We start from the raw sequence: 25,240 nt of genomic DNA, 5'->3' as shown, positions 1-25,240 counted from the left end.
CACCAAAGAAGCCCTACGATGCCTCAAACGCCACCTCAGCCGAACCGTCTACCGCAGCCTCCACACCGACCTGCACCTCAACCGATCACACCAAAAACCCGAAACAGCACTCGCTGCTTGACATAGGAGCAATGGCCGCTCGCGGGAAGTGGGGCTAGCGGGAGAGGGGGCTCGGGCCTAGCGCCAGGAGTAGCTGGCGCGGAGGCGGGCGGCGATGATCTCGAACTTCTCGCGGTCGAGGATCGCGCCTTCGCGGCGGATGCCTTCCTCGGGCACGTCGAGCACGCGGTCGAGGCGCACCCAACTGGCGCGACCTTCGTAGTCCCAGCTGCCCGAACCGATGCCCACCCAGTCGGCGTCGCCCTGGTGGCGGTCCTGGCTGGACAGCATCAGCCCCAGCAAGGTGCTGCGGTCGCGGCCCACGACCAGCACCGGGCGGTCCTTGCCGCGCGTCGGGTCGTCTTCGTAGACGACCCAGGTCCAGACGATCTCGCCCGGGTCGGCCTGGCCGTCCAGGTCGGGGGAGTAGACGATGCGACGGGCGCGGTGCGCCGTGGGGACGATGTTCTCGGTGATCGGGCGCCCGGCGGTGATGGCCGCCTGCGTTTCCGTCGGGACGGCGCCGAGCGCCGTCAGGCCCACCTCGATGCCGAACCGGATGCCCTGCTGAATGGTCCGGGACAGTCCGTCAGGCTGCTGCAAGGTGCGGATGAGTTTGGGCGCCTCGTTGAACACCAGTTGTTCCGCCAGACGCTGGAACGTCCTCCACTGCGACGCCATGGCATCGAGCATAAGGGAGTTTCCGGGCCGCGATTTAGTCGCCGGGGTCCTCGCTAGATACCCTGGTAGCCGCGCGTGATACGCGCAGACCCATCGTCACCAGGAGATTCCCATCAGCAGTTTCGCCGACAAGACGTTCACTGCGCCGGCGCAGATTCGGAACTTCTGCATCATCGCCCATATCGACCACGGCAAGTCCACCCTGGCCGACCGCATGCTGCAGCTCACCGGCGTCGTCGACGACCGGTCGATGCGCGCGCAGTACCTGGACCGCATGGACATCGAGCGTGAGCGCGGCATCACGATCAAGGCGCAGAACGTCCGGTTGCCCTGGAAGGTCGGTGACGAGGAGTTCGTCCTGCACCTGATCGACACCCCGGGCCACGTGGACTTCACCTACGAGGTGTCGCGCGCGCTGGAGGCCTGTGAGGGCGCCGTGCTGCTCGTCGACGCCGCGCAGGGCATCGAGGCGCAGACCCTGGCCAACCTGTACCTGGCGCTGGACCGCGACCTGACGATCATCCCGGTGCTCAACAAGATCGACCTGCCGGCCGCCGACCCGGACCGCTACGCGGGTGAGATCGCGCACATCATCGGCTGTGAGCCGTCCGACGTGCTGCGGGTGTCCGGCAAGACGGGTGAGGGCGTCAAGGAGCTGCTCGACGCCGTCGTCCGCCAGATCCCGGCACCGACCGGCGACCCGGATGCCCCGACCCGCGCGATGATCTTCGACTCGGTCTACGACATCTACCGCGGCGTGGTGACCTACGTCCGTGTGGTGGACGGCAAGATCGTCCCGCGCGAGAAGATCGCGATGATGTCGACCGGTGCGACTCACGAACTGCTCGAGGTCGGCATCGTGTCGCCCGAGCCCAAGGCCTCCGAGGGTCTCGGCGTCGGCGAGGTGGGTTACCTCATCACCGGCGTGAAGGACGTCCGTCAATCCAAGGTCGGTGACACGGTGACGACGGCCCGCAAGGGCGCGACCGACGCGCTGACGGGCTACCGCGAGCCCAAGCCGATGGTCTACTCGGGCCTGTACCCCGTCGACGGGTCGGACTACCCGAACCTGCGCGATGCCCTCGACAAGCTTCAGCTCAACGACGCGGCCTTGACCTACGAGCCGGAAACCTCTGTGGCCCTTGGCTTCGGCTTCCGCTGCGGCTTCCTGGGTCTGCTGCACATGGAGATCACCCGCGAGCGCCTCGAGCGCGAGTTCAACCTGGACCTGATCTCCACGTCGCCCAACGTGGTCTACCGGGTGATCAAGGACGACAACACCGAGATGGTCGTCACCAACCCGTCGGACTGGCCGGAAGGCAAGGTGCGCAGCGTCTTCGAGCCCGTCGTGAAGACGACGGTGATCGCGCCCAGCGAGTTCATCGGCACCATCATGGAGCTCTGTCAGTCCCGCCGCGGTGAACTGCAGGGCATGGACTACCTGTCCCCGGAGCGCGTCGAGCTGCGCTACACCATGCCGCTCGGCGAGATCATCTTCGACTTCTTCGACTCGCTGAAGTCGCGCACGCGCGGCTACGCGTCGCTGGACTATGAAGAGGCCGGCGAACAGGAAGCCGATCTGGTGAAGGTCGACATCCTGCTGCAGGGCGAGGCCGTCGACGCGTTCAGCGCCATCGTGCACAAGGATTCGGCGTCGGCGTACGGCAACAAGATGACGACGAAGCTCAAGGAGCTGATCCCGCGTCAGCAGTTCGAGGTCCCGGTGCAGGCCGCGATCGGCTCGAGAATCATTGCGCGCGAAAACATCCGGGCCATCCGCAAGGACGTGCTCTCCAAGTGCTACGGCGGTGACATCACCCGTAAGCGCAAGCTGCTCGAGAAGCAGAAGGAGGGCAAGAAGCGCATGAAAACCATTGGCCGGGTTGAGGTTCCGCAGGAGGCCTTCGTGGCCGCGCTATCAACTGATGCTGCCGGAGACAAGCCCAAGAAGTAGGGATTTGTGCACGATTTTCCGCGGTGACCGCGGAAAATCGTGCACAAATCGCGAGAGCTTCGCATCGTTCTGAGTGCAAACCTGGGTGCCGGGCGCATCGAGTCGTAGCTTGCATGGTGTGTCGAAAGAACTTCACCTTCTGGCCTTCGGCAACACCCGTTCCGCCGGACCGTGGCGGCATCCCGAGGCGGACAACAGCACCGCGGGTGTGCGGCGCCGGCTGATCAAGCACGCGCAGCTGGCGGAAGCGGGGACCTTCGACGCACTGTTCTTCGCCGACGGGCTGAATTACGGGCCGCCGGCCACCTGGGCCTACAAGATTCCCGAGGACTTCGAACCACTGACCGCGACGGCCGCGCTGTCGTCGGTGACCGACCACATCGGTCTGGTGGTCACCGGCTCGGCGACGCTGCAGCATCCTTTCCACTTGGCGCGGCAGCTGCTTTCGCTCGATCACCTCAGCGGCGGGCGAGCCGGGTGGAATCTGGTGACCAGCTTCGCTCGCGCGGCCGCCGACAACTTCAGCGCGAACGGCGTCGTCGACCACGACGAGCGCTACGCGATCGCCGAAGAAGCGCTCGACGTGGTCCGCAAACTCTGGGACGGCTGGGGTGAGGACACCATCATCGAGGACCGGGCCGCGGGAGTGTTCCACGATGTCAACACGATTCGTGCGGCAGCTCATCACGGCAAGTACTTCGATGTGACGGGCCCGCTGGGTGCGTCGCGCTCCGCGCAGGGCCAGCCGGTGATCTTCCAGGCCGGAGCGTCGACCACCGGGAGGACTTTCGCTGCCCAGCACGCCGAGGTCATCTTCACCAGCCACGGCAATCGCGAACGGGCGCAAGAGTTCTACCGGCAAATCCACCAGGAGGCCCGGCGTCTCGGCCGCCGCACACCACCGCTGATCACCCCGTCGTTCCGCTACGTCATCGGCTCGACCGAGGACGAGGCGCGCCGCGCCGAACGCGACGAGTACGAGTACTTCAGTCCCGAGTATCAAGCAGCCTGGCTGCTCGAGGTCGAAGTCGACGTCGTCGGCGCCGACCTCGACGGACCCGTGCCCGCCTCGGCGTTCCCCGAATCCACACAGACGCACCAGACCGCGCTGGCCGGATACCGCGCGCTGGCCGCGGAGAGCCCGACGGTGCGGGACTTCCTGTATCGCACCGTCAACGGCTGGGGCGCCGGCGTCGTCGGCACCCCGGAGCGCATCGCCGACGAACTCGAGGAGTGGTTCACCCAAGGCGCCGCAGACGGTTTCGTCCTCCGCGACTCCGGCCTGCCCGGTCAGGCCGAGCTGTTCGTCGACCAGGTGGTGCCGGTGCTGCGCAAGCGCGGCCTGTTCCGCCACGAGTACGCGAGCACGACGTTGCGATCGCATCTCGGGCTGGAGGTCCCCGCTCGATGACAGAGCCCTTCGTCCTGGCCGGTTTCACGATGTCGACGGTGTCGCACGGCAACTTCGGGATGTGGCGGCACCCGCAGGATCAGACGTCGCGGTATACCGACCTCCGGTATTGGGTGGAACTCGCGCAGCTGCTGGATGCCGGTGGCTTCGACCTGCTTTTCATCGCGGATGCGGTCGGCCAGCTGGATGTCTTCGGCGGCAGCGCGAAGGCGGCCCTGACCGGCGCGGTGCAGACGCCCGTCACCGATCCCTTGCTTGCGGTGTCGGCGATGGCGGCCGCCACCGAACATCTCGGGTTCGGTATCACCGTGTCCACCACGTACGAGAGTCCGTACCTGCTGGCGCGCAAGTTCAGTACGCTCGACCACCTCACGGGTGGCCGGATCGGGTGGAACATCGTCACCTCGCTGCTGGACAGCGCCGCCCGCAACATCATCGGACGCGACCGCCAGATTCCGCACGACGAGCGGTACGCGATGGCTCAAGAATTCCTCGAGGTCACCTACAAGTTGTGGGAGGGGTCTTGGGAGCCCGGAGCGGTGCTGCGCGACCGTGACCGCGGCGTCTACACCGACGCCGGCAAGGTCCATCCCATCGGGCATCAGGGCCGCTACTTCAGCGTGCCGGGCGCCCATCTGGTCGAACCGTCCCCGCAACGGACTCCCGTCCTGTTCCAGGCTGGAACATCGCCGGCGGGAAGGGAATTCGCGGCACGTAATGCCGAGTTGGTGTTCGCCAGCGATCCCAGACCGGATGTGCTGCGCGCCAACATCGCCGACATCCGGCGCCGCGCAGTGCAATACGGGCGGCGTCCGGACGCCATCAAGTTTCTGACCTCGGTCGAGGTCGTCACCGACAGCACCGATGCCGCCGCACGGGCGAAGGCCGACGAACTGGCGGGCTATCACGATCTCGAAGCTGGTCTGGTGCTGCTGTCAGCGCTGTCGGGTGTCGACTGGTCCGACCACGGCGTGGACCGGCCGATCGAACAGTTCGATACCGACGCGAGCCGGTCGATCCTGGCCGCTGTCGCCGATCCCGTTGCCCGCCAAAGTCTTACATTGCGCGACTACGCCGGTGGGCTCGGCGGTTTCGGCGGCGCACTGTTCGTCGGCTCGGGCCGAACCGTCGCCGACGACCTGGAGCAGTACGCGGAGCGCGCCGGCGTCGACGGGTTCAACATCGCGTATCACATCACCCCCGGCAGCTTCGCCGATGTCGCCGAATACCTCATTCCCGAACTGCGCAAGCGTGGACGGGCGCGGGAAGCCGGTCAGTCGGGCACACTGCGGCAACAGATCTTCGGCGGTTCCGCGCTCCTGCCCGACGATCATCCGGGCGCCGCGTTCCGCCGTCAAAGAATCCCGTCGATTTGATCGCTGCCGGTTCGAGTGCTCATCCGGCAAGGTGAACAACAACAAAATCATCCGGTAAAGAACTGTGCGGCAAAGCATTACGCGATCCGTACGGTGGAAAGGCGGGCGCTCGTGTCCACACCGAATCGCATAGAGCTGGCCGGTCGCGGGCTGGCCTCCGCACAAGACCATGGGCTGCAGAGCGACGCATTGGGATTCTGGGGGGTCTTCGCGCAGGGCTTGGCCGCCGCGGCGCCCAGCGTCGCGTTGGCATCCGTCCCGTTCGCGCTGTTCGTGGCCGCCGGTAAGGGCGCGACGTGGGCAGTGCTCGTCGGCCTGGGCATCACCGTGCTGATCGCAACGACCATCAGTTTCCAGGCCAAGCGCACGGTGTCCTCCGGGTCGCTGGGCACCTATGCCGGTAACGGACTCGGACCCGGCTTCGCGTATGCCGCCGGATTCAGCCTGCTGATCGGTTACATCGGTTTCGCCACCACGGGAACCCTCGGCGGTGTCGTCTACCTCGACTCGTTCCTTGAATCAATCGGATTGGGTTCGCAGGCAACGTGGTTCCGTCTCCTGCTGGTGGTGATCATCGTCGGCGTGGCGACCTATCTGCCCTTCCGCGGCGTCTCGATCGCAGCGAAGTACGAGCTGGTTTTTGAACTGATCGCGATCGCGTCGATTCTGGTGATCATCGTCGCCGCGTACGTGGGCTACGGTTTCCGCGTCGATTGGGAGCAGTGGAACCCGGCACACCTTGGCAGCAGCACCACCTTCATCGCCGCGGTATCCGCCGTCGGTTCATACGCCGGCTTCGAGAGTGTCGCGTCTCTCGGCGCGGAAGCCAAAGACGCACACCGCAATATCGCCCGCTCGCTGCTGCGGGTGGTGCTGCTGCTGGGCGTGCTCTACGTTGTGTCGACCTATCCGCAGATCCTGCACTTCAACTCGATCGACGGTGACAAGGCGATCCTGCCGCAGCTCGCGGACTCTACCGGCGTGCATTGGGTAAACCAGGTCGTCAGCGGAACGGTGGCGATCGCGTTCATCGTGTTCGTCACCGCGGTGACCACCGCCGCGGCGCGGTCACTGTTCACCTTCGCACACGAGGGCGCGCTGCCGGCCGCATTGACCAAGGTGCACCCCAGGTACAGGACACCGTGGGTCGGCATCGCCTTCATCGGAGTGCTGTCCTTCGTCTTCTCCGTCGTGGCCACCGTGAGCTCGGCCGGCCGCGTGGTGTTCGACGTCTACGGCGCTTTCGTGGCCAACTGGGGCTTCCTCGTCAGCTATCTGCTGGTCGTCGTCGCAACGCCGATCTGGCTGTACAAGATTCGGGCGCTGACGCCCTTACGACTGGTCGTCTCGGTGGCCGCGACGCTGGCCATCGGATACGTCATCTTCAGCAATTTCTATCCCGCGCCCAAGTTCCCGTTCAACATCCTGCCGCTGATCTACGGGGGCATCCTGCTGACCGGGCTGGCCTGGTACTGGTATCTCAAGCGGGCCAAGCCAGAGGTCGCACGCCGGATCGGCAGCATTCAGACGCTGTCCGAAGCCGAGCAGCAGCGGCTTATCGACGCGGGCATCCTCGAGGTGCTCGATCACGGGGCCCCGCAGCCGAGTGCCGATGAGGCGAAGGCCGATGAGGAAAGCGCCGACAAGGACACTGAGTCGCAACGAGACAAGGAGCCCGTCGCACCATGACACTGGCCGCAGAACGCGGCGTCACCAGCTGGACGGTGACGCCGGCGACGCCTATCGATCACGCACTGATCGCCGACTTTCTGGCCACCACCGTCGGCATCGCCGGCCGGAAGTTCGCGGCCGACTCCCGCGATGTCGCCGAACAATTCGACGACACTCTTCCCGGCGCGCTGCTGGTCGTGCGCGACGAAGCGCAGCACGTACGGGGCTACGCGGCGCTGCATGAGCCGCACGGGCAGGCGCCGGAGTTCCTGGCCGACTTCGTCTTCGACCCGGCCACAGCACGCCCCATCGTCGACGACACCGTTGCGGCGGTGGTCGCCAGGTTCGCACGGGAATCCGCCGGGGTACCGAAAGCGTTCCTGCGCAGCTTCATCGGGCCCACGCAGCGGACCGCCCTCGACGCCCTCATCCGGCTCGGCGCCACCGAGGAAGGCCGCTTCATCAGGACCCGCAAGCCCCTCGATGCCGAAGACATCGACGATCTGCAGGCGCTGACGTTGCCCGGCCTCACGTTGTTGAGCTGGCCGGAGGTGATCGAGCGGGGCCTGACCGAGCAGGTGCGCACCCTGCAGTTCGACACGTTCCTCGAACACTTCGACAACATGTCGAAGACGCCGGAAGCCTTTGCCCATCACATCGAGAGCCGTTCCTTCACACCGGATTTCAGTAGCGCGGTGGTCGACGGCGCGGGCGAGGTGGTCGGGTACGTGCTGGGGTCGACCTACACCCACCGGACCGGCGGTGGTGAGGAGCGCAGCGCGCACACCGACTACATCGGCGTGCGCGCGGATCAACGCAAACGCGGTATCGGTGAGTTCCTGCTCCGCAAGATCTGGCTCGCCGCGCTGCGGCGCGGGCTGTCGATCGCGTCCCTGGGCACCGATATCAACAATGCGAGCAAGGCGCATCTGCTGTATGCCCGACTGGGATACGGCGTGGTCGAACACCAATCCGCGTACCGCATCGACGCCGAAGGGGGCGCCAAATGAGTTCCGCCACAACCTATCTGCAGACCGCCACCGCCGACCTCGGCGAACTGCGGGCGCACTTCGCACCGGCCTTCGCCAAGGTCGCCGAGGCCAACCTGGAACGCGAACGCACCCGTACCTTCCCGCACGAGCAGGTGAGCCTGCTCAACGAGGCGGGGTTCGGCACGTTGCGAATCCCGGTGGACCGCGGCGGTTTCGGGGCCTCACTGCAGCAGGTCTTCCTACTGCTGGCCGACCTCGGTGAGGCCGATGCCAACGTCGCGCACATCTGGCGCAACCATCTGGCCTTCGTCGAGGACCGGCTGAATGCGCCGGTTTCGGACACCAACGACATCTGGATCAATCGGTTCCGGGCCGGCGAATTCGTCGGCGGCGGCTGGACCGAAGCCAACAACGTCACGCTCGCCAACCTGGTCTCCACCGTCGCCACCGAAGGGGATCACTACCGGGTGACGGGCACAAAGTTCTATGCCACCGGCAGTCTTTACGCCGACTGGCTCGATGTGCTCGGCCGCGGTGATGACGGCGAACTGCTCACCGCCCTGGTGCGGGCCGACGGTCCGGGGGTCACTCTGGTCGACGATTGGGACGGATTCGGCCAGCGCACCACGGCCAGCGGGACCGCCCGCTATGAGCGCGTGCGAGCCGAGCGCGGAGACGTGTTTCCGGCCGCCGAACGGTTCGCCTATCAGGGCCACTTCTACCAGATCGCGATGTTGTCGGTGCTGACCGGAATCACCCGGGCGGCGCTGCGCGACGGATCGGCGGCGCTGATCGGCCGCAAGCGCAACTACCCCCAGGGGCTGACCGCGGTGCCCTCCGACGACGCCCAGCTGCTCGCCGTCATCGGCGAGGTGTCCGCCGATGCGTTCGCGGCGGAAGCCGCCCTTGCCAAGGCCGGCGAGGCGCTGGACCGGATCGCCGGCGATGACGACGGCGCCCGGCGGCGGCTGATCGCGGCCGAAGTCGCCGTGTCCCAGGCACAACTCGTGATCATCGCGGCCGCCCTGCGCACCACCACGACGATCTTCGACGCGCTCGGCGCATCCGGGGTGTCCGAAGAGCGTGGGCTGGACCGGCATTGGCGCAACGCCCGCACGCTGGCCTCACACAACCCGCGGGTGTACAAGGCACGCATCCTCGGCGATCACCTCATCAACGGCACCGATCCGGTGCCCGATTTCGCCGCGCTGGGTCGTGGGGGACAAGGCAATTAGGCGGCCCGTCGCCGTGGGGTCAGACCGCGTGGCGCGGTCCTGCCGAGTGCTGGTGCGGGTGCAGCCCCGGGATCAGCATCGGCACCTCGGCGCGGTAGTTCCGATACGAGTCGCCCAGGCCGGCCACCAGATCGTGCTCCTCGAGCTGGATCGCGATCAGGATGTACCCGGTCGTGGCGAGCGCGAACATCAGGTGCCCCGCCGTCATCGTCGGGGTGGCCCAGAACGCCACGATGAAGCCGACCATGATCGGATGCCGGACCACGCGGTAGAACAGCGTGGTACGAAAAGCCAAGTCGCGGTAGGGCTCTCCGCGCCATGCCAGGTACACCTGCCGTAGCCCGAACAGATCGAAGTGGTTGATCATGAACGTCGACGTCAGCACGATCGCCCAGCCGGCCCAGAACAGCGTCAGCAGCACGTAGCGCCCGGCCGGCGCGGAGACGTGCCAGATGACCTGTGGCATGGTCCGCCACTGCCAGTAGAGCAGTCCCAGCAGCAGGCTCGACAGCAGGACGTAGGTGCTGCGTTCGACGGACGGCGGCACGATATGTGTCCACATCCGTTTGAACGCCGGCCGCGCCATCACACTGTGTTGCACCGCGAACAGGCCGAGCAGGATCAGGTTGACCACCACCGCCTCGCCGATCGATGCGGTGATGCCGTGGTCCACGGTGCGGGGCACCACGATGTTGCCCACGAAGCCGACGGCATAGAGGAACGAGGCCAGGAACACCGCGTAACACAGCGCGCCGTAACCAAATGTCAGATAGCGCTTCATCCTGTCCTCCGATTCTCGGAAATGTTCCGGTGACGCCGTCCGCACCGGTCGACTCGCACGCAGTGTCGGGGAAGCCCTAGGCGCGGCCTGGAGGTGGGAAACGATTGGGCTCAACGAGAGGGGAGGGGCCGGCAGACCGCCGGTCCGTGACGTCACACCCGGCGCCGCAGCCCCTGGTCACTCTTCCAATATATTCCTGGCCGGACATACGCGAAAACCCCCAGTTTTCCGCGGAAAACTGGGGGTTTTCGTGACTGCTCGTGCGGGTTAGGGCGAACCTTCCGCGATGCGGCGGACCGCGTCGATGAACACGTCGATCTCCTCGAACGTGTTGTAGAACGCGAACGACGGACGCACCGTCGCCTCGAGTCCCAGGCGCCGCAGGATGGGCTGGGCACAGTGATGCCCGGCCCGCACCGCGATGCCTTCGGCGTTGAGCGCCTTGCCCACCTCGAGTGGTTCGTGCCCGGCCAACACGAAGGACAGCACGCTGGCCTTCTCGTCGGCCGTGCCGACCAGCCGCACCCCCGGAACGGCCGCCAACCGCGGGGTGGCGTATTCCAGCAGAGCGTGCTCGTAGGCCGCAATCCGTTCGATGCCAATGCGTTCCACGTACCGGATGGCCTCACCGAGCCCGACGGCATCGGCGATGTTGCCGGTGCCGGCCTCGAACTTGTTCGGCGGCCCCTGGAACACCGAGCGCTCCAGCGTCACGTCGGCGATCATGTTGCCGCCACCCTGCCAGGGCGGGGTTTCGGCCAGCACGTCCTCGCGCCCGTACAACACCCCGATGCCCGTCGGCCCGAAGATCTTGTGCCCGGAGAACACGAAGAAATCCGCACCGAGTTCGGCGACGTCGATCGGGATGTGCGGGACGGACTGCGCACCGTCGATCAGCACCCGCGCCCCGTAACGGTGGCCCAGTTCGACGATCGTCTTGACCGGCGTCACCGTGCCCAGAGCATTCGAAACCTGCGTCGCCGCAACCAGTTTCGTCCGCGGACCGAGCAGGTCCTCGAACTCACCGAGCAGCAGGTTACCGGCATCGTCGACGGGTGCGACCTTGATGACCGCGCCCGTCTGCTTGGCGATCAGCTGCCACGGCACGATGTTGGCGTGGTGCTCCAGGTGGGTGATGACGATCTCGTCACCCGGGCCCAGGTGCTTGCCACCCCACGAGTGCGCCACCAGGTTGATGGCCTCGGTCGTGCCGCGAACGAAGATGATCTCTTCGGTCTTCGACGCGCCGAGGAACCGCCGGACCGCCTCGCGGGCATCCTCGTAGGCATCCGTGGCCCGCGCCGCCAGCTCATGCGCGGCCCGGTGGATGTTCGAGTTCTCGTGGGCGTAGAAGTACGCCAGCCGGTCGATGACCGACTGCGGCTTCTGCGTCGTCGCCGCGTTGTCGAACCAGATCAGCGGCTTGCCGTTGACCGTCTCCTTGAGGATCGGGAAATCGGCGCGGATCGCGTGGACGTCGAAGACCTCGTGGTCGTCCTGGATGGACGGCACCGGTTCGACAGGCTCGGGAGCAACGGCCGGAGACTGCAGGAAGTAGTAGTTCCCGGCATCCTCTGACGACGGCGCCGGCGCACCGCTCCAATTCAGCTGCGGCACCGTGGGGACGGCACCGGGCCACGTCGGAGCACTGCCGCGCGGAGCCGGGGGAGCCGACGGCGGAGCCGAAGCCAGTACCCCCGGCACCGTCGGGACCAGACCCGACGGCACCGCGAACGCCTCCAACCCGCCGAACGGTGCGACCGGGCTCACCGCGTTACCCCGCGGCGCGACCGGCGCCGTGCCCGGCGGAATCCCTTCCGGCCCAGGCGAAGTCGGGGCCGGCGCGAAAAGCTCTGGCACCGAGACGAACTCGCCCGGCGTGCCCGGGTGGGCCAGACCGGCCGCGGTGGCGGCCGCCGACGTCCCGGTGGTTGCATCCGGAGCCACCCCGCGCGGTGCCACCTGGGTGGTCACCGGCGGACTGTCCGGACCCGGCCGGAAGCTGGTCGCAAACAGTTGACTGGCCAGCGCCGACAAGTCGGCTTCGCTCAGTGGCTGGTCTGGGCCTGGTCCCAAATCACTTGTACTCATGGAAGTGGTCCACTCCGACGTCCTCGAGGACCGCCAGCGCGTCGTCGGTGAGCACGGCCAGCGACGAGTACAGCGTGACCAGGTAGGACGCGATGGCCGACCGGTTGATGCCGGTGAAGCGGACCGACAGGCCCGGGGCCTGCTCGCCGACCAGACCCGGCTGGAACAGGCCGACCACGCCCTGTCGCTCCTCGCCGGTGCGGACGAGGATGAACTTGGTCTTGCCGTCCACGACCGGCACCTTGTCCGACGGGATGATCGGGATGCCGCGCCAGGTGATGAACTGGGCGCCGAACAGGCTGACCACTGGTGGCGGCACGCCGCGGCGGGTCGCTTCCCGGCCGAACGCCGCCACACCGAGCGGGTTGGTCAGGAAGAACGCGGGGGTCTTCCACACCTTGGCGATCAGCGAGTCGAGGTCATCCGGGGTGGGGGTGCCGCGCAGCGTCTGGATGGTCTGCTCGGGGGTGACCTGCGACAGCAACCCGTACTCCGGGTTGTTGATCAGCTCGGACTCCTGGCGTTCCTTGATGGTCTCGATGGTCAGGCGCAGCTGCTGGGCGACCTGGTCATGCGGGCTGGAGTAGAGGTCCGACACCCGGGTGTGCACGTCGAGCAGCGTCGAGATGGACCGCAGCGTGTACTCGCGCGGGCTGGTCTCGTAGTCGACGTAGGTCTCGGGCAGCGGATCCTCGGTGCCCGAACCCTGCTCGGCAGCGATGGCGACCTGTTCGGGGTTGACGACGCGGTTGACGCGGTAGATACCTGCCTCGACCGGCACCCAGCTCAGCAGATGCAGCAGGAATCGCGGCGTGATGGTCGACAGTTGCGGAACTGTCTTGGTGGCATTGGCTAGCTGCCTTGCGGCGAGATCGCCGAGGGCCTGCGATTCGTTCTGCGCAGACGTCATGGGGGCTACCTCCGACGGGTCGTGGTGGGGATGCGGCGGCCACGATACGGCTTTATGGGGGCCTCCACAGGGTTAGCGCGCAGCGTGGTTGAAAAGGATTTGCTGTGACGAATTCGGCCGTGGCTTTTCTGCGTGAGTGCCGTATGGTAGGCGGCGTGACCCACGACGGAGAACTGCGCATGCCCATGCGGCGCTGCTTCGTCGTGCCGTGTTGTTGTTGTTGATTTTCTGACGCCGGCCCTTTCGCGTTCTGCCCGCCCATCTTCTGGCGGTGCACGTAAACGCGCTGTTCACAGCCTCCAGAAAGCAACACCGCAATGCCCTCCTCCTCTCTGCTCGCACCCACCCGCACTGCCGTCACGGTCCGCCGGACCGTGCGCCGGGACGCCGAGATCACCCGGATGACCCGCTACCGCGGCGGCACCTATTCGCCGACCGTCGACACCGTGGTGTTCACCGACGGGACGACGGCGCGCACCGACCTGATCCGGCTCAACCCGAACATCGATGCGTACTCGCTGGACTTCCTCGGCGTGGCCCCCACCCGGCCGTCGCAGTACCGGCCCGCGAACTGGTCGGCGGTCCCCAACGTGGCGGCGCGCGCCTTCGAGGCCGAGGTCGACTGGATCATCCGCAACTCGTACCCCACCCTGGGTACGGTCGAGCTGAGCCGCCGGGTACGTGGAGCGGGCCACCTGAGCGGTGACGCGCACCTGGCCGAGCACGAGGCCATCGCCGCGACGCAGGCTGCGATCTGGCATTTCACCAACGGCCTGCGCCTGGACAACCGTCCCCTCAATGTGCCGGTCGCGGTCACCACGGAACCAGGTGCCATCACCTTCGAGTTCGACGGCGAGCCCCAATTGGGCAGCTACACGGTCGAACTGACGAGTGACGCCGCCGTCTCGCTGGTGCTGCAGAAATCGGTCGACGGGACGTCGTGGCGCGATGTCGCCGCGTCGAGCCTCAACGTCGCGGCCGGTTACGGGCGCCACCGCCGGGGCATCGGCGTCGGGGCCACCGCGTCGGACAGCCGTCCGGGCCGCCAGCACCGCGGGTACCGCTTCTACCGGCTGCAGGTGATCGCCGACAGCGGGGCCTTCGTCGACATCGAAGGCGTGAGCTTCACCCTCGATGGATCCGGCAACTACCGCAACGCCGAACGTGTTGTCGCGCTGTACAACCACCTCGTCGCCGGTGCCGAGGCGGCGCGGAGCCTGACGGTGGTGCCGCGGCTCATCGCCGACCGCGCGGTGGTCGGTGACGTCGTCGGTCCGTTCCGGTTCGAGGCCACCGACGCGGCCGCGCTCACCGCAGTCGGCGGAACGCTCGTCGACGCGGCGGGGCAGCCGATCACCACCCCCGTGGTCCCGGGCAGCGACATCTACCTGCGTCCGCTGTCAGGTGCCCGTCGGGTGACCGTCACCGCGAGTGTGCCTGCGGCACAGAATGGTTTCGGCGGCCGCGTCATCACCGGGGTGGCGCACGACAGCAGCCTGACGCCCGTCGCCCTCGCGGTGCCGACGCCGACCGTGATCGACTTCGAGCTCACCTTCTAGCCGCGGGATTTGTGCACGTTTTTCCGCGGCCACCGCGGAAAAACGTGCACAAATCGCTCACTACATCGGCGCGTTGGCGGGCTGGAACACCCCGCTGCTGTCGGCTTCCTCTTCGGCGCGGATGACGTGCACGACGGCGTTGATCAACGCCAGGTGGGTGAACGCCTGCGGGAAGTTGCCCAGGTGCCGACCCGTGCGCGGCTCGATCTCCTCGGCGTACAGGTGCAGCGGGCTGGCGAACGACAGGAGTTTCTCGCACAGGTGCCGGGCCCGGCTCACCTCGCCGATCTCGACCAGTGCCGACACCAGCCAGAACGAGCAAATGGTGAAAGTGCCTTCCTCGCCGGACAATCCGTCGTCGGTCTCCTCGGTGCGGTAGCGCAGCACCAGGCCTTCCTCGGTGAGCTCCTCGGCGATGGCCATCACCGTCGCGCGCACCCGGGGGTCGTCGGCCGGCAGGAACCGGGTGAGGATCGCCAGTAGCAGTGAGGCATCGAGCGCGTCGTCGCCGTACCGCTGGGTCAGCACACCGCGCTTGTCGACACCGTGGGCCAGGACGTCGGCCTTGATCTCGTCGGCGATCGCACGCCACTGCTGCGCGTACGACTTTTCCCCTTGCAGCTCAGCGAGTTTCGAGCCGCGATCCAATGCCACCCAGCACATGATCTTGCTGGAGGTGAAGTGCTGCGGCTCGCCGCGCACCTCCCAGATGCCGCGGTCGGGTTCCTTCCAGTGCTTGATCGCTTCTTCCACTTGGTTTTTCAGCACCGGCCACAGCATCTCGGGAATCTGCTCACGGGATTTGGCGTGCAGGTACACCGAATCGAGCATGGTGCCCCAGATGTCGTGCTGCATCTGGTTGTAAGCGCCGTTGCCGATCCGGACCGGCCGCGAATAGTCGTAGCCGGACAGGTGGTGCAGTTCTTCCTCGACCAGGCTGCGTTCGCCGCCGACGCCGTACATCACCTGAAGGGGATGTCGCTCACCGTTGTTGGCGCCGGACACGTCGGCGATGAACGAGAAGAAATCGTCGGCCTCACGGTCCAGTCCCAGGGTGTACAGACCCCACAGTGCGAACGTGGAGTCCCGGATCCACGAGTACCGATAATCCCAATTCCGTTCGCCATGAGGGGTTTCCGGCAGCGACGTGGTGCTCGCGGCCAGCAGCGCACCGGTCGGGGAGTACGTCAGGCCCTTCAGTGTCAGCGCGCTGCGCTGCAGGTACGACCGCCACGGATGGTCCGGGAAGTCGCCGACGTTGATCCACTGCCGCCAGGCCTCGCTGGTCTTCCACATCTTGTCGGAGGCCTCGTCGAAGGTCTGCGGCGACGGGTGCTTGGACCACGACAGCGCGACGAAAACCTTGTCGCCCTCGGTCAGCCGCGTCCGGGCCCGCGCTTCGTGGCCCTCCAGGCCGATCCGCAGGTTCGTGGTCAGCCGCAGAGTCGGGTGCGCCTCCGGGTTCTTGCCGGCCCGCGCGATCGCCTCGCCGTAGGCCGCGGCCGAGTACTCCCACGTCGCGCTCTCGCGGTGGTAATCGAACGACGGCTCGCAGCTCATGACGAACTCGACGGTGCCGCTGACGCAGCGGACGGTGCGCAGCAGGATGTGCTCGGCGTCCCAGTCCATCGGGGTGCGACGGTGCGTGCGGGACCGGGTCTCGATGTCGTGCCACGGGCCCATCACGAGGGCGTCGCGCACGATGGCCCAGCCCGTGTGCGTCTGCCAGGTGGTCTCCAGGATCAATGAGCCCGGCAGGTAGCGCCGCGCCGACGGCACCGTCACCCCGTAGGGCGCCAGGCGGAAGTGGCCGGCACCGCGGTCCAGGATCGAGCCGAAGACGCTGGGGGAGTCCGGTCGCGGCACGCACATCCACTCGACGGAGCCCGCGGACGAGATCAGGCAGGTGTTCTCGCAGTCGGACAGGAAGGCGTAATCCGCGATCGGCGGAAACGGCGTGCGGACCGCGGTCGAGATCGCACCGCCGGTCAGTGAATCGTCGCCCGCTGCGGCGAGGTGAGGAATCCCGTGGCCGTTCGCCAGGATGTGGCCTGGGTCGCTGGATTGGCCCGACTTGTCCGTTTGTGGCAGCACCATTCGCACATCATCGACTGCATCTGCGGTTGCCGTCCACCGAAAGCCCTGACGGCACCCTGCCGGATTCGACCCAGCGCGATTCGAAAGGGCACACACCGTAGGCTGAGAATCGATGAACGGCATTCTGAATTGGTGGGACGGCTTCGAACTGTGGCTGTCCGGTCTGTCGTTCGTGGTGCAGACGATCATCGTGATGCCCGTGGTGCTGGCACTCGCATATGGCCTGGCAGTGCTGCTCGACGTGGCGCTGGGCTACTCCATCACGCTGCTGCACCGGGCCCGCCACGTCGAGGAGGACGCACTGTGAACGGACTGCCGCAGTCACGGGTGACGCTGATCCTGGTGCTGCTGGTGGTGCTCGTCATCGTCACGTGGCTGCTGACTCGCTGAGCAGTGGCTACGAGCCGGCCTCTGATATTCTTCCGGCCATGTACGCAGCGTCCGGCACAACCGAGGGCCACATCCTGGCCCTCATTGCCGTGGGTACCCGCGCTGTTGCTGACGTCGCCTGTTGTCGCTGACCCCGTTTCCGTCCGCGGTTTCCGGGATCGGCGTCGGCTTCTGCTATGCCCACGTGCTGATCGATCACCTTGCCGTGTGACGGGTAGTCCATCCGTAAACCAGCAAGGAAGGCCCATCAATGCACAAGATCATCAAGAACTGGCGGCCCGCCACCGCGGTCGCTGCCGTCGTGGCCAGCACCACGGTGCTCGCCGCTTGCGGTGGCGGAGCGAGTGACGTCGCCGGCGGTGGCGGTGCACAGTCGGGTGCCAACACCACCCTGACCCTGGTGGCCTACGCCGTGCCGGAGCCCGGCTGGAGCAAGATCATCCCGGCATTCGCCGCCACCCCTGAGGGCAAGGGTGTCGCTGTGACCACGTCGTACGGTGCCTCCGGTGATCAGTCGCGCAAGGTCGAGTCCGGTGCCCCCGCCGACATCGTCAACTTCTCGGTGGAGCCCGACGTCACCCGCCTGGTGAAGGCCGGCAAGGTCAGCAAGGACTGGAACGCCGACGCCACGAAGGGCATCCCGTTCGGTTCGGTGGTGTCGCTGGTCGTGCGCAAGGGCAACCCCAAGGGCATCAAGGACTGGGACGACCTGCTCAAGCCGGGCGTCGAGGTCGTCACGCCCAGTCCGCTGAGCTCGGGTTCGGCCAAGTGGAACCTGCTGGCGCCGTACGCCGTGAAGAGCAACGGCGGCAAGGACGCCCAGGCCGGCATCGACTTCGTGCGGCAGCTGGTCGTCGAGCACATCAAGACCCGTCCGGGTTCGGGCCGGGAAGCCACCGACCTCTTCCTGCACGGCACCGGTGACGTGCTGATCAGCTACGAGAACGAAGCCATCAACGTCGAGCGGCAGGGCAAGGACGTCGAGCACATCAACCCGCCGCAGACCTTCAAGATCGAGAACCCGGTGGCTGTCGTGACGTCGGGCCCGCACCAGGACAAGGCCAACGCGCTGAAGAACTTCCTCTACACCGCGGACGGCCAGAAGCTGTGGGCGCAGGCCGGGTTCCGCCCGGTCGATCCGGCCGTGACCGCTGAGTTCGCCAAGGACTTCCCGACGCCGGAGAAGCTGTGGACCATCGCTGACCTGGGTGGATGGAAGACCGTCGATCCGGCGTTGTTCGACAAGGAAAACGGCAGCATCACCAAGATCTACAAGCAGGCCACTGGATGACAAGCACTGTTCAGTTCGACGGCGTCCCGGCCCGGCCCGAGTCCAATGGTGACTCGTCCGGGCCGGGCCCCGGCGTGAGGAACGCATTGGGCACGACGTCGTTGCGCGTGGGCGCGGCGAGCATCTGGCTGTCCGTCATCGTGCTGCTGCCGCTCGCCGCGATCCTGGTCCAATCCACCCGCGGCGGCTGGGGGTACTTCTGGTCCGCGGTCACATCGAATTCAGCACTCGCCTCTTTCCGGGTGACGCTCGAGGTGTCGGCGGCCGTCGCGCTCATCAACCTGGTCTTCGGGTTGTTGGTGGCGTGGGTGCTGACGCGCGACGACTTCGTCGGTAAGCGACTGGTGGACGCCGTCATCGACCTGCCGTTCGCGCTGCCCACGATCGTGGCCAGCCTCGTGATGCTCGCGCTCTACGGTCCGGCCAGCCCGGTGAACCTTCATCTGCAGCACACCAAGTGGGGCATCGGCGTCGCGCTACTGTTCGTCACGCTGCCGTTCGTGGTGCGGTCGGTGCAGCCGGTCCTGCTCGAACTCGACCAGGAGACCGAAGAGGCGGCCGCGTCGCTCGGCGCCAACAACTTTGTCATCTTCACCAAGGTGGTGCTACCGGCGCTGCTGCCGTCACTGCTGTCGGGCGCGGGTCTGGCCTTCTCCCGCGCCATCGGCGAATTCGGTTCGGTGGTGCTGATCGGCGGCGCGGTGCCCGGCGAGACCGAGGTGTCGTCGCAGTGGATCCGCACCCTGATCGAGAACGACGACCGTACCGGTGCGGCCGCGATCTCGATTGTGCTGCTGGTGATTTCGTTCGTCGTGCTGTTCGTGCTGCGGGTCATCGGGTCGCGGGCGGCCAAGCGTCAGGAACTGGCCGCATGACGGCAGACGAGAAGCCGAAGGCGGATCGCGCATGACATTGTCACCGGTGGTTCGCTACCTGGCCCGGTACGTGGCGCTGGCCTACATCACGGTGCTCGTCATCGTGCCCGTCGGCCTGATCCTGTGGCGGACGTTCCAACCCGGCCTCGGCGAGTTCTTCACCCAGATCACTACGCCGGCAGCCATTTCCGCGCTGCAGCTCTCGCTGCTCGTCGTCGCCATCGTGGTGCCGCTCAACGTGCTGTTCGGGGTGCCGACCGCACTGGTGTTGGCCCGCAACCGGTTCCGCGGCAAGAGCGTCCTGCAGGCTGTGATCGACCTGCCGTTCGCGGTGTCGCCCGTCGTGGTCGGTGTGGCCCTGATCCTGCTGTGGGGCTCGGCCGGACTGCTCGGCTTCGTCGAGCACAGTTGGGGATTCAAGATCATCTTCGGCTTCCCCGGCATCGTGCTGGCGAGCATCTTCGTCACGGTTCCCTTCGTGATCCGCGAAGTCGAACCGGTGCTGCACGAGCTCGGCACCGACCAGGAAGAAGCGGCCTCCACCCTGGGTGCGCAGTGGTGGCAGACGTTCTGGCGGATCACGCTGCCGTCCATCCGCTGGGGCCTGACCTACGGCGTCGTGCTGACCGTCGCGCGCACGCTGGGAGAGTACGGCGCCGTCATCATGGTGTCCTCCAACCTGCCCGGCCAATCCCAGACCCTGACCCTGCTGGTGTCCGACCGGTACAGCCGCGGCGCCGAATACGGCGCCTACGCCATGTCCACAGTGCTGATGGCCGTCGCGGTGATCGTGCTGATCGTGCAGGTAATCCTCGACGCCCGGCGTGCCCGGGCGGCACAATAGCTTTTCGATAGGAAGAACCGATCATGAGTGACGAGCAGAAGCAGGGCAGCCCGCCCGCCATCACGGTGCGCGGTGCCAACAAGCACTACGGCGACTTCGCGGCCCTCGACAACGTCGACTTCGACGTGCCCGAGGGCTCGCTGACCGCGCTGCTGGGCCCCAGTGGGTCGGGTAAGTCCACGCTGTTGCGGGCCATCGCCGGACTCGACACCCCGGACACCGGCACGATCACCATCAAGGGCAACGACGTCACCGGGGTGCCGCCGCAGCGGCGCGGCATCGGTTTCGTCTTCCAGCACTATGCGGCGTTCAAACACCTCACCGTCCGCGAGAACGTCGCGTTCGGCCTGAAGATCCGCAAGAAGCCCAAAGCCGAGGTCAAGGCCAAGGTCGATGATCTGCTGGAAGTGGTGGGGCTCAGCGGTTTCCAGACGCGCTACCCCAGCCAGCTCTCCGGCGGTCAGCGTCAGCGCATGGCGCTGGCCCGGGCCCTCGCGGTCGACCCGCAGGTGCTGCTGCTCGATGAGCCGTTCGGCGCCCTCGACGCCAAGGTCCGCGACGACCTGCGCAGCTGGCTGCGCCGCCTGCACGACGAGGTGCACGTGACCACCGTGCTCGTCACGCACGACCAGGCCGAGGCGCTCGACGTCGCCGACCGGATCGCGGTGCTCAACAAGGGGCGCATCGAGCAGGTCGGGTCGCCGACCGAGGTCTACGACAGCCCGTTCAACCCGTTCGTGATGTCGTTCCTGGGTGCGGTGTCGACGCTGAACGGGACGCTGGTGCGGCCCCACGACATCCGCGTGGGCCGCAACCCCGACATGGCCATCTCCCAGGCCGACGGCGACGTCGCGGCCACCGGAGTGCTGCGGGCCAAGGTCGACCGCGTGGTCGTCCTTGGCTTCGAGGTTCGCGTCGAGCTGACGACCGCGGCGGACCACACGCCGTTCACCGCACAGATCACCCGCGGCGACGCCGAAGCGCTGCAGCTCCTCGAGGGCGACACCGTGTACGTCCGGGCCACGCGCATCCCGCCGATCGCGGGACAGACGCAAGAGGTTGAGGCGGTCCTCGCCGGGGCCTGAGCCACAAGGGATCACGCACCGCGGCCGCGCAACCGGACTGGTTGCGCGGCCGCGGTGTTTTGCGTTGAGCCTGTAACCAGGGCGTAGAAGCGCGAGTGGCGTTGACCCTGGTTACCGGGTCAACGCCACTGGGCCGAATACCAGCCGAAGCTCAGATGTACATCGCGGGGTCGATGTAGGTCGTCGGGTCGACGGCGGGCTCGCGCTGCTTCTCGGTGCGCGGGCGCACGATCGCCGGAATGCCGGTGGCAATGGAGTCCGCCGGAACATCGTGTGTCACAACGGCGTTCGCGCCTACGGCAGAGTCGTCGCCGATGAGGATGGGGCCGAGTACCTTGGCGCCGGCGCCGACGGTCACCCGGTTGCCGATGGTGGGGTGGCGCTTGCCCTTGTTGAGGCTGCGACCGCCCAGTGTCACGCCGTGGTAGAGCATGACGTCGTCGCCGATCTCGGTGGTCTCGCCGATCACCACGCCCATGCCGTGGTCGATGAAGAACCGCCGGCCGATGGTGGCCCCCGGGTGAATCTCGATGCCGGTGAGGAATCGGGTCACCTGTGCCAATACCCGCGCCGGCCCGCGCCAGGCCGGCCGCGCCCACAGCCGGTGGGCCAGGCGGTGCGACCAGATGGCATGCAGGCCCGAGTACACCAGGGCGTTCTCGACGTCCCCGCGTCCTGCCGGGTCGTGGCTGCGAGCGTTGTCCAGGTCCTCGCGGAGGGTCGAAAGAGCCCCGGCGAACAGCGTCATTTTTGTTTCTTTTCCCGTCGCTTCGCTCGCCCGGTCAGTCCCGGATGTGCTCGTACAGCGCCGTGGAGACGTACCGCTCGCCGAAGTCGGGGACGATGACGACGATGAGCTTGCCGGCGTTCTCGGGGCGCTTGGCCAGCTGCAGCGCTGCCCAGACGTTGGCACCCGCAGAGATGCCGCCGAGGATGCCCTCGTCGGTGCCCAGCGCCCGCGCGACCTCGATGGCGTCCGGGAAGGCCACGTCGATGATCTCGTCGTACACGGCGCGGTCCAGCACCTCGGGGACGAAGTTCGCGCCGAGGCCCTGAATCTTGTGCGGGCCGGCCTGGCCGCCGGTGAGGATGGGGGAGTCGACGGGTTCGACACCGACGATCTTGACGTCGGGCTTGCGGGACTTGAGGACATGCCCGACACCGGTGAGCGTGCCGCCGGTGCCAATGCCTGCGACGAAGATGTCGACCTCACCATCGGTGTCGGCCCAGACCTCCTCGGCCGTGGTCTTCTCGTGGATCGCCGGGTTGGCCGGATTGGCGAACTGATCGGCGGCGACGGAGTTCGGGGTCTCGGCAAGGATCTGCTTGGCCTTGGCGACCGCGCCGGCCATGCCTTCGGAGCCCGGCGTCAGCACGATCTCGGCGCCGTAGGCACGCAGCATGACGCGCCGCTCCAGGGACATGGTCTCCGGCATCGTCAGGATGACCTTGTAGCCACGGGCCGCGCCCACCAGTGCCAGCGCGATGCCCGTGTTGCCGCTCGTGGCCTCCACGATGGTGCCACCGGGCTTGAGTTCACCGGACTGCTCCGCGGCGTCGACGATCGCCACACCGATGCGGTCCTTCACGCTGTTCGCCGGGTTGTAGAACTCCAGCTTTGCCACAACCTGTGCACCAGCGCCCTCGGTCAACCGGTTGAGCCGGACCAACGGCGTGCGTCCGACCAGTTCGGTGACATTGGCGTAGATCTTGCCCATCGGTGACCTCTCGTCGGCGCTAGCTTGGTGAAATTGTGATGCCCGCGCAGGCACCTGCCGAATCTGCTGAATGGCGGGTGTCCCGTCAAGGGTTTCGTTCATCACAAAATCTATCTGTTTGCGACAACGCTTCAGCCCGGGGTGGGTATTTCACACCTCGATGCGCGATCCCAGGATCACCGTGCGGTCGAGAGGCAGCCGGAAGTAGGCCGCGGCGTCGGATGTGATGTAGGACGTACCGATGAAAAGCCTTGTGCGCCACGGGGCCATCGACGGCTTCTTGCCCATCACCAGATCGACCTTCGACAGGAAATAGGTCGCGCCCGCCAGATCCAGCGGCCCCTCGGTACGGGTCGAGTCGAGCAGCGCCAGCGCGGCGGGCACGTCGGGCCGGTCCATGTATCCGTAGGTGGCGGTGACGTGGATGATGCCGTCGTCGCGGTAGCCCAGGTCGTCGACCGCCAGCCGGGCGCCGTCGGTGACCCGCGGCACCGTCGCGGTCTCGAGAGACAACACCACCACGTGCTCGTGCAGCATCCGGTTGTACTTCACGTTGGCGCGCATGGCGAGCGGCGCGGTCTCGATGCCGCGGTTGAGGAACACCGCGGTGCCCGGTACCCGGGTCAGCGGGGGATCGCTGGCGACGATCGATTCCACGAACTGCCGCAGCGGGCCTTCGACGGCGTCACGGGCCCGCGTCACCACCGCGCGGCCGTCCTGCCACGTCGTCATCACGGTGAACGCGATCAACCCGATCAGCAACGGCAGCCAGGCGCCATGGACCAGCTTGGTGAGGTTGGCGGCGAGGAACAGCAGGTCCACGGTGAGCAGCGGGGCCCCGATTGCGATGACGGACCACCGGGGCCAGTTCCACCTGGCGCGGGCGATGTTGAGGAACAGCAGCGTGGTGATGGTCATGGTCCCGGTGACCGCCATGCCGTACGCGTAGCCCAGCGCCGCGGAGCTGCGGAAGGCGAAGACCAGGGTCAGCACCGCGATCAGCAGCATGCTGTTGATCCACGGCACGTAGATCTGGCCCATCGTGGACGCCGACGTGTGCAGGATCCGCAGCCGCGGCAGATAGCCGAGGTGTGCGGCCTGGGCCGCGACGGAGAACGCCCCGGTGATGACGGCTTGCGACGCGATCACGGTTGCCGCGGTGGCGAGCAGGACCATCGGCAGCCGGCCCCATTCGGGCGTCAGCAGGAAGAACGGGGCGTCGTGGACGTTCGGGTTCTGCAGCAGCAGCGCGCCCTGCCCGAAGTAGCTCAACATGCAGGCCGGGAACACCAGCAGCAGCCAGGCGACGGTGATCGGTTTGCGGCCGAAATGCCCCATGTCGGCGTACAGGGCCTCGGCGCCCGTCACCGACAGCACCACGGCGGCCAGCGCGAAGAACGCGATGTGGAAATGCCCCGCCATGAAGCCCAGCGCGTACAGCGGATTCAGGGCGCGCAGGATCTCGGGCTCCCTGATGATGCCGCCGACGCCGCAGGCGCCGATCACCGTGAACCACACGATCATCACCGGACCGAAGAACTTGCCGACGACCGCGGTGCCCCGGTGCTGCACGCTGAACAACGCGATGATGATCACCGCGGTGATGGGCACCACCCAGTCGGCAAGGCCCGGGTCGATGGTCTTCGAGCCTTCGACGGCCGACAGCACCGAGATGGCCGGGGTGATCATCGAGTCGCCGAAAAACAGTGCGGCACCGAGGATTCCGAGCGCGGCGAGGAAGGCCGCGGTGCGCCTGCCGAGCTTGTTCGACGACTGCTTCACCAGGGTGATCAGCGCCATGACGCCACCCTCGCCGTCGTTGTCGGCGCGCATCACCAAGCTGACGTAGGTGATGGTGACGATCAGCATCACCGACCAGAACACCAGAGAGACGACGCCATAGATGTTGTCGTGGCTGATCGGCACCGGATGCGGGTCATCGGGATTGAACAGCGTCTGCATCGTGTAGATCGGGCTGGTGCCGATGTCGCCGAAGACGACGCCCAGTGCACTGATGGCCAGGCCCGCTCCCAGCCCCTTGCGACCGGTGTCGGGGTGTGTGCCCACGCGCGGCGTCTCCTTCGTCCGGATCGTTGACCAACCGTCCGGATCGTAGGCGACGTAGCCGTGCAGTGTTGTCAGGTTCGAACTGCGCCCGACGGCGGGTTGCGCCGGTTGAC

At 66.8% G+C, this 25,240-nt stretch carries 21 protein-coding genes; 13 read left to right on the top strand and 8 right to left on the bottom strand.

What is annotated here, in order from left to right; all coding sequences use genetic code 11:
- Positions 1-177: 177 nt before the first annotated feature.
- The gene (locus ACJH6H_RS17715) at positions 178-792 is read right to left on the bottom strand and encodes a type II toxin-antitoxin system PemK/MazF family toxin (protein WP_406775454.1); all 615 of its coding nucleotides are present in this window, start codon (positions 790-792) and stop codon (positions 178-180) included.
- A 94-nt stretch (positions 793-886) separates the two neighbouring features.
- On the opposite strand from ACJH6H_RS17715, the gene lepA reads away from it, so the two are divergent.
- The 6 genes from lepA to ACJH6H_RS17685 all read left to right on the top strand — a co-directional run bounded on the left by lepA (position 887) and on the right by ACJH6H_RS17685 (position 9,419).
- On the top strand, positions 887-2,734 hold the full coding sequence (gene lepA, locus ACJH6H_RS17710; RefSeq protein ID WP_318985671.1) for a translation elongation factor 4: 1,848 nt from the start codon (positions 887-889) through the stop codon (positions 2,732-2,734).
- Positions 2,735-2,852: 118 nt separating this feature from the next.
- A complete protein-coding gene (locus ACJH6H_RS17705) occupies positions 2,853-4,145 on the top strand; it encodes an NtaA/DmoA family FMN-dependent monooxygenase (RefSeq protein ID WP_406775453.1) in 1,293 nt (430 codons plus the stop codon).
- Positions 4,142-5,521, top strand: coding sequence for an LLM class flavin-dependent oxidoreductase (locus tag ACJH6H_RS17700; RefSeq protein ID WP_406775452.1), 1,380 nt, complete (start codon positions 4,142-4,144; stop codon positions 5,519-5,521). The genes ACJH6H_RS17705 and ACJH6H_RS17700 overlap by 4 nt, the downstream gene beginning before the upstream one ends.
- Before the next feature lie 111 nt (positions 5,522-5,632).
- The gene (locus ACJH6H_RS17695; protein ID WP_406775451.1) at positions 5,633-7,210 is read left to right on the top strand and encodes an APC family permease; all 1,578 of its coding nucleotides are present in this window, start codon (positions 5,633-5,635) and stop codon (positions 7,208-7,210) included.
- Positions 7,207-8,202, top strand: coding sequence for a GNAT family N-acetyltransferase (locus ACJH6H_RS17690; protein ID WP_406775450.1), 996 nt, complete (start codon positions 7,207-7,209; stop codon positions 8,200-8,202). Before ACJH6H_RS17695 ends, ACJH6H_RS17690 begins: the two co-directional genes overlap by 4 nt.
- Positions 8,199-9,419, top strand: a complete 1,221-nt coding sequence (locus ACJH6H_RS17685; protein ID WP_406775449.1) for an acyl-CoA dehydrogenase family protein — start codon at positions 8,199-8,201, stop codon at positions 9,417-9,419. Before ACJH6H_RS17690 ends, ACJH6H_RS17685 begins: the two co-directional genes overlap by 4 nt.
- A gap of 19 nt (positions 9,420-9,438) precedes the next feature.
- Here the strand turns inward: ACJH6H_RS17685 and mddA are convergent, their stop codons facing one another.
- The 3 genes from mddA to ACJH6H_RS17670 all read right to left on the bottom strand — a co-directional run bounded on the left by mddA (position 9,439) and on the right by ACJH6H_RS17670 (position 13,201).
- Positions 9,439-10,200, bottom strand: coding sequence for a methanethiol S-methyltransferase (gene mddA / locus ACJH6H_RS17680; RefSeq protein ID WP_061006473.1), 762 nt, complete (start codon positions 10,198-10,200; stop codon positions 9,439-9,441).
- Positions 10,201-10,467: 267 nt separating this feature from the next.
- Positions 10,468-12,291 carry a family 2A encapsulin nanocompartment cargo protein cysteine desulfurase gene (locus tag ACJH6H_RS17675; RefSeq protein ID WP_064860927.1) on the bottom strand — a complete coding sequence of 608 codons (1,824 nt, stop codon included), beginning with the start codon at positions 12,289-12,291 and terminating at the stop codon, positions 10,468-10,470.
- Positions 12,278-13,201 carry a family 2A encapsulin nanocompartment shell protein gene (locus tag ACJH6H_RS17670; protein ID WP_133427253.1) on the bottom strand — a complete coding sequence of 308 codons (924 nt, stop codon included), beginning with the start codon at positions 13,199-13,201 and terminating at the stop codon, positions 12,278-12,280. Before ACJH6H_RS17670 ends, ACJH6H_RS17675 begins: the two co-directional genes overlap by 14 nt.
- Before the next feature lie 317 nt (positions 13,202-13,518).
- Here ACJH6H_RS17670 and ACJH6H_RS17665 point away from each other — a divergent pair, with 317 nt between their 5' ends.
- Entirely contained in the window at positions 13,519-14,760 is a 1,242-nt protein-coding gene (locus ACJH6H_RS17665; RefSeq protein WP_135355826.1) for a thioester domain-containing protein, read from the top strand.
- Between the two features lie 60 nt (positions 14,761-14,820).
- Here the strand turns inward: ACJH6H_RS17665 and ACJH6H_RS17660 are convergent, their stop codons facing one another.
- On the bottom strand, positions 14,821-16,857 hold the full coding sequence (locus ACJH6H_RS17660; RefSeq protein WP_110767782.1) for a glycoside hydrolase family 15 protein: 2,037 nt from the start codon (positions 16,855-16,857) through the stop codon (positions 14,821-14,823).
- A gap of 112 nt (positions 16,858-16,969) precedes the next feature.
- Between ACJH6H_RS17660 and ACJH6H_RS17655 the strand changes: the two genes are divergently transcribed.
- From ACJH6H_RS17655 to ACJH6H_RS17630, 6 genes are all read left to right on the top strand, one after another.
- On the top strand, positions 16,970-17,164 hold the full coding sequence (locus ACJH6H_RS17655) for a hypothetical protein (RefSeq protein ID WP_406775448.1): 195 nt from the start codon (positions 16,970-16,972) through the stop codon (positions 17,162-17,164).
- On the top strand, positions 17,076-17,378 hold the full coding sequence (locus ACJH6H_RS17650; protein ID WP_374704249.1) for an Ms4533A family Cys-rich leader peptide: 303 nt from the start codon (positions 17,076-17,078) through the stop codon (positions 17,376-17,378). Before ACJH6H_RS17655 ends, ACJH6H_RS17650 begins: the two co-directional genes overlap by 89 nt.
- A 119-nt stretch (positions 17,379-17,497) precedes the next feature.
- Entirely contained in the window at positions 17,498-18,538 is a 1,041-nt protein-coding gene (locus tag ACJH6H_RS17645; RefSeq protein WP_061006468.1) for a sulfate ABC transporter substrate-binding protein, read from the top strand.
- Positions 18,535-19,413 carry a sulfate ABC transporter permease subunit CysT gene (cysT, locus tag ACJH6H_RS17640; RefSeq protein ID WP_135355825.1) on the top strand — a complete coding sequence of 293 codons (879 nt, stop codon included), beginning with the start codon at positions 18,535-18,537 and terminating at the stop codon, positions 19,411-19,413. The genes ACJH6H_RS17645 and cysT overlap by 4 nt, the downstream gene beginning before the upstream one ends.
- A 31-nt stretch (positions 19,414-19,444) precedes the next feature.
- A complete protein-coding gene (gene cysW / locus ACJH6H_RS17635; protein ID WP_061006466.1) occupies positions 19,445-20,257 on the top strand; it encodes a sulfate ABC transporter permease subunit CysW in 813 nt (270 codons plus the stop codon).
- Between the two features lie 23 nt (positions 20,258-20,280).
- The gene (locus ACJH6H_RS17630) at positions 20,281-21,342 is read left to right on the top strand and encodes a sulfate/molybdate ABC transporter ATP-binding protein (protein WP_135355824.1); all 1,062 of its coding nucleotides are present in this window, start codon (positions 20,281-20,283) and stop codon (positions 21,340-21,342) included.
- A gap of 151 nt (positions 21,343-21,493) precedes the next feature.
- On the opposite strand, the gene epsC is transcribed toward ACJH6H_RS17630, so the two are convergent.
- The 3 genes from epsC to ACJH6H_RS17615 form a co-directional block, all read right to left on the bottom strand.
- The gene (gene epsC / locus ACJH6H_RS17625) at positions 21,494-22,090 is read right to left on the bottom strand and encodes a serine O-acetyltransferase EpsC (protein ID WP_406775447.1); all 597 of its coding nucleotides are present in this window, start codon (positions 22,088-22,090) and stop codon (positions 21,494-21,496) included.
- Positions 22,091-22,124: 34 nt separating this feature from the next.
- The gene (cysK, locus tag ACJH6H_RS17620) at positions 22,125-23,060 is read right to left on the bottom strand and encodes a cysteine synthase A (protein WP_212814896.1); all 936 of its coding nucleotides are present in this window, start codon (positions 23,058-23,060) and stop codon (positions 22,125-22,127) included.
- A gap of 150 nt (positions 23,061-23,210) precedes the next feature.
- Positions 23,211-25,127, bottom strand: coding sequence for a potassium transporter Kup (locus ACJH6H_RS17615; RefSeq protein ID WP_256445358.1), 1,917 nt, complete (start codon positions 25,125-25,127; stop codon positions 23,211-23,213).
- Positions 25,128-25,240 lie beyond the last annotated feature (113 nt).

The organism is Mycobacterium sp. SMC-21, assembly GCF_045310825.1.
In the GTDB taxonomy this organism is placed as follows: domain Bacteria; phylum Actinomycetota; class Actinomycetes; order Mycobacteriales; family Mycobacteriaceae; genus Mycobacterium.
Note: the sequence above shows the minus strand (reverse complement) of the source record. Positions and strands in the feature narration are given on the sequence as shown.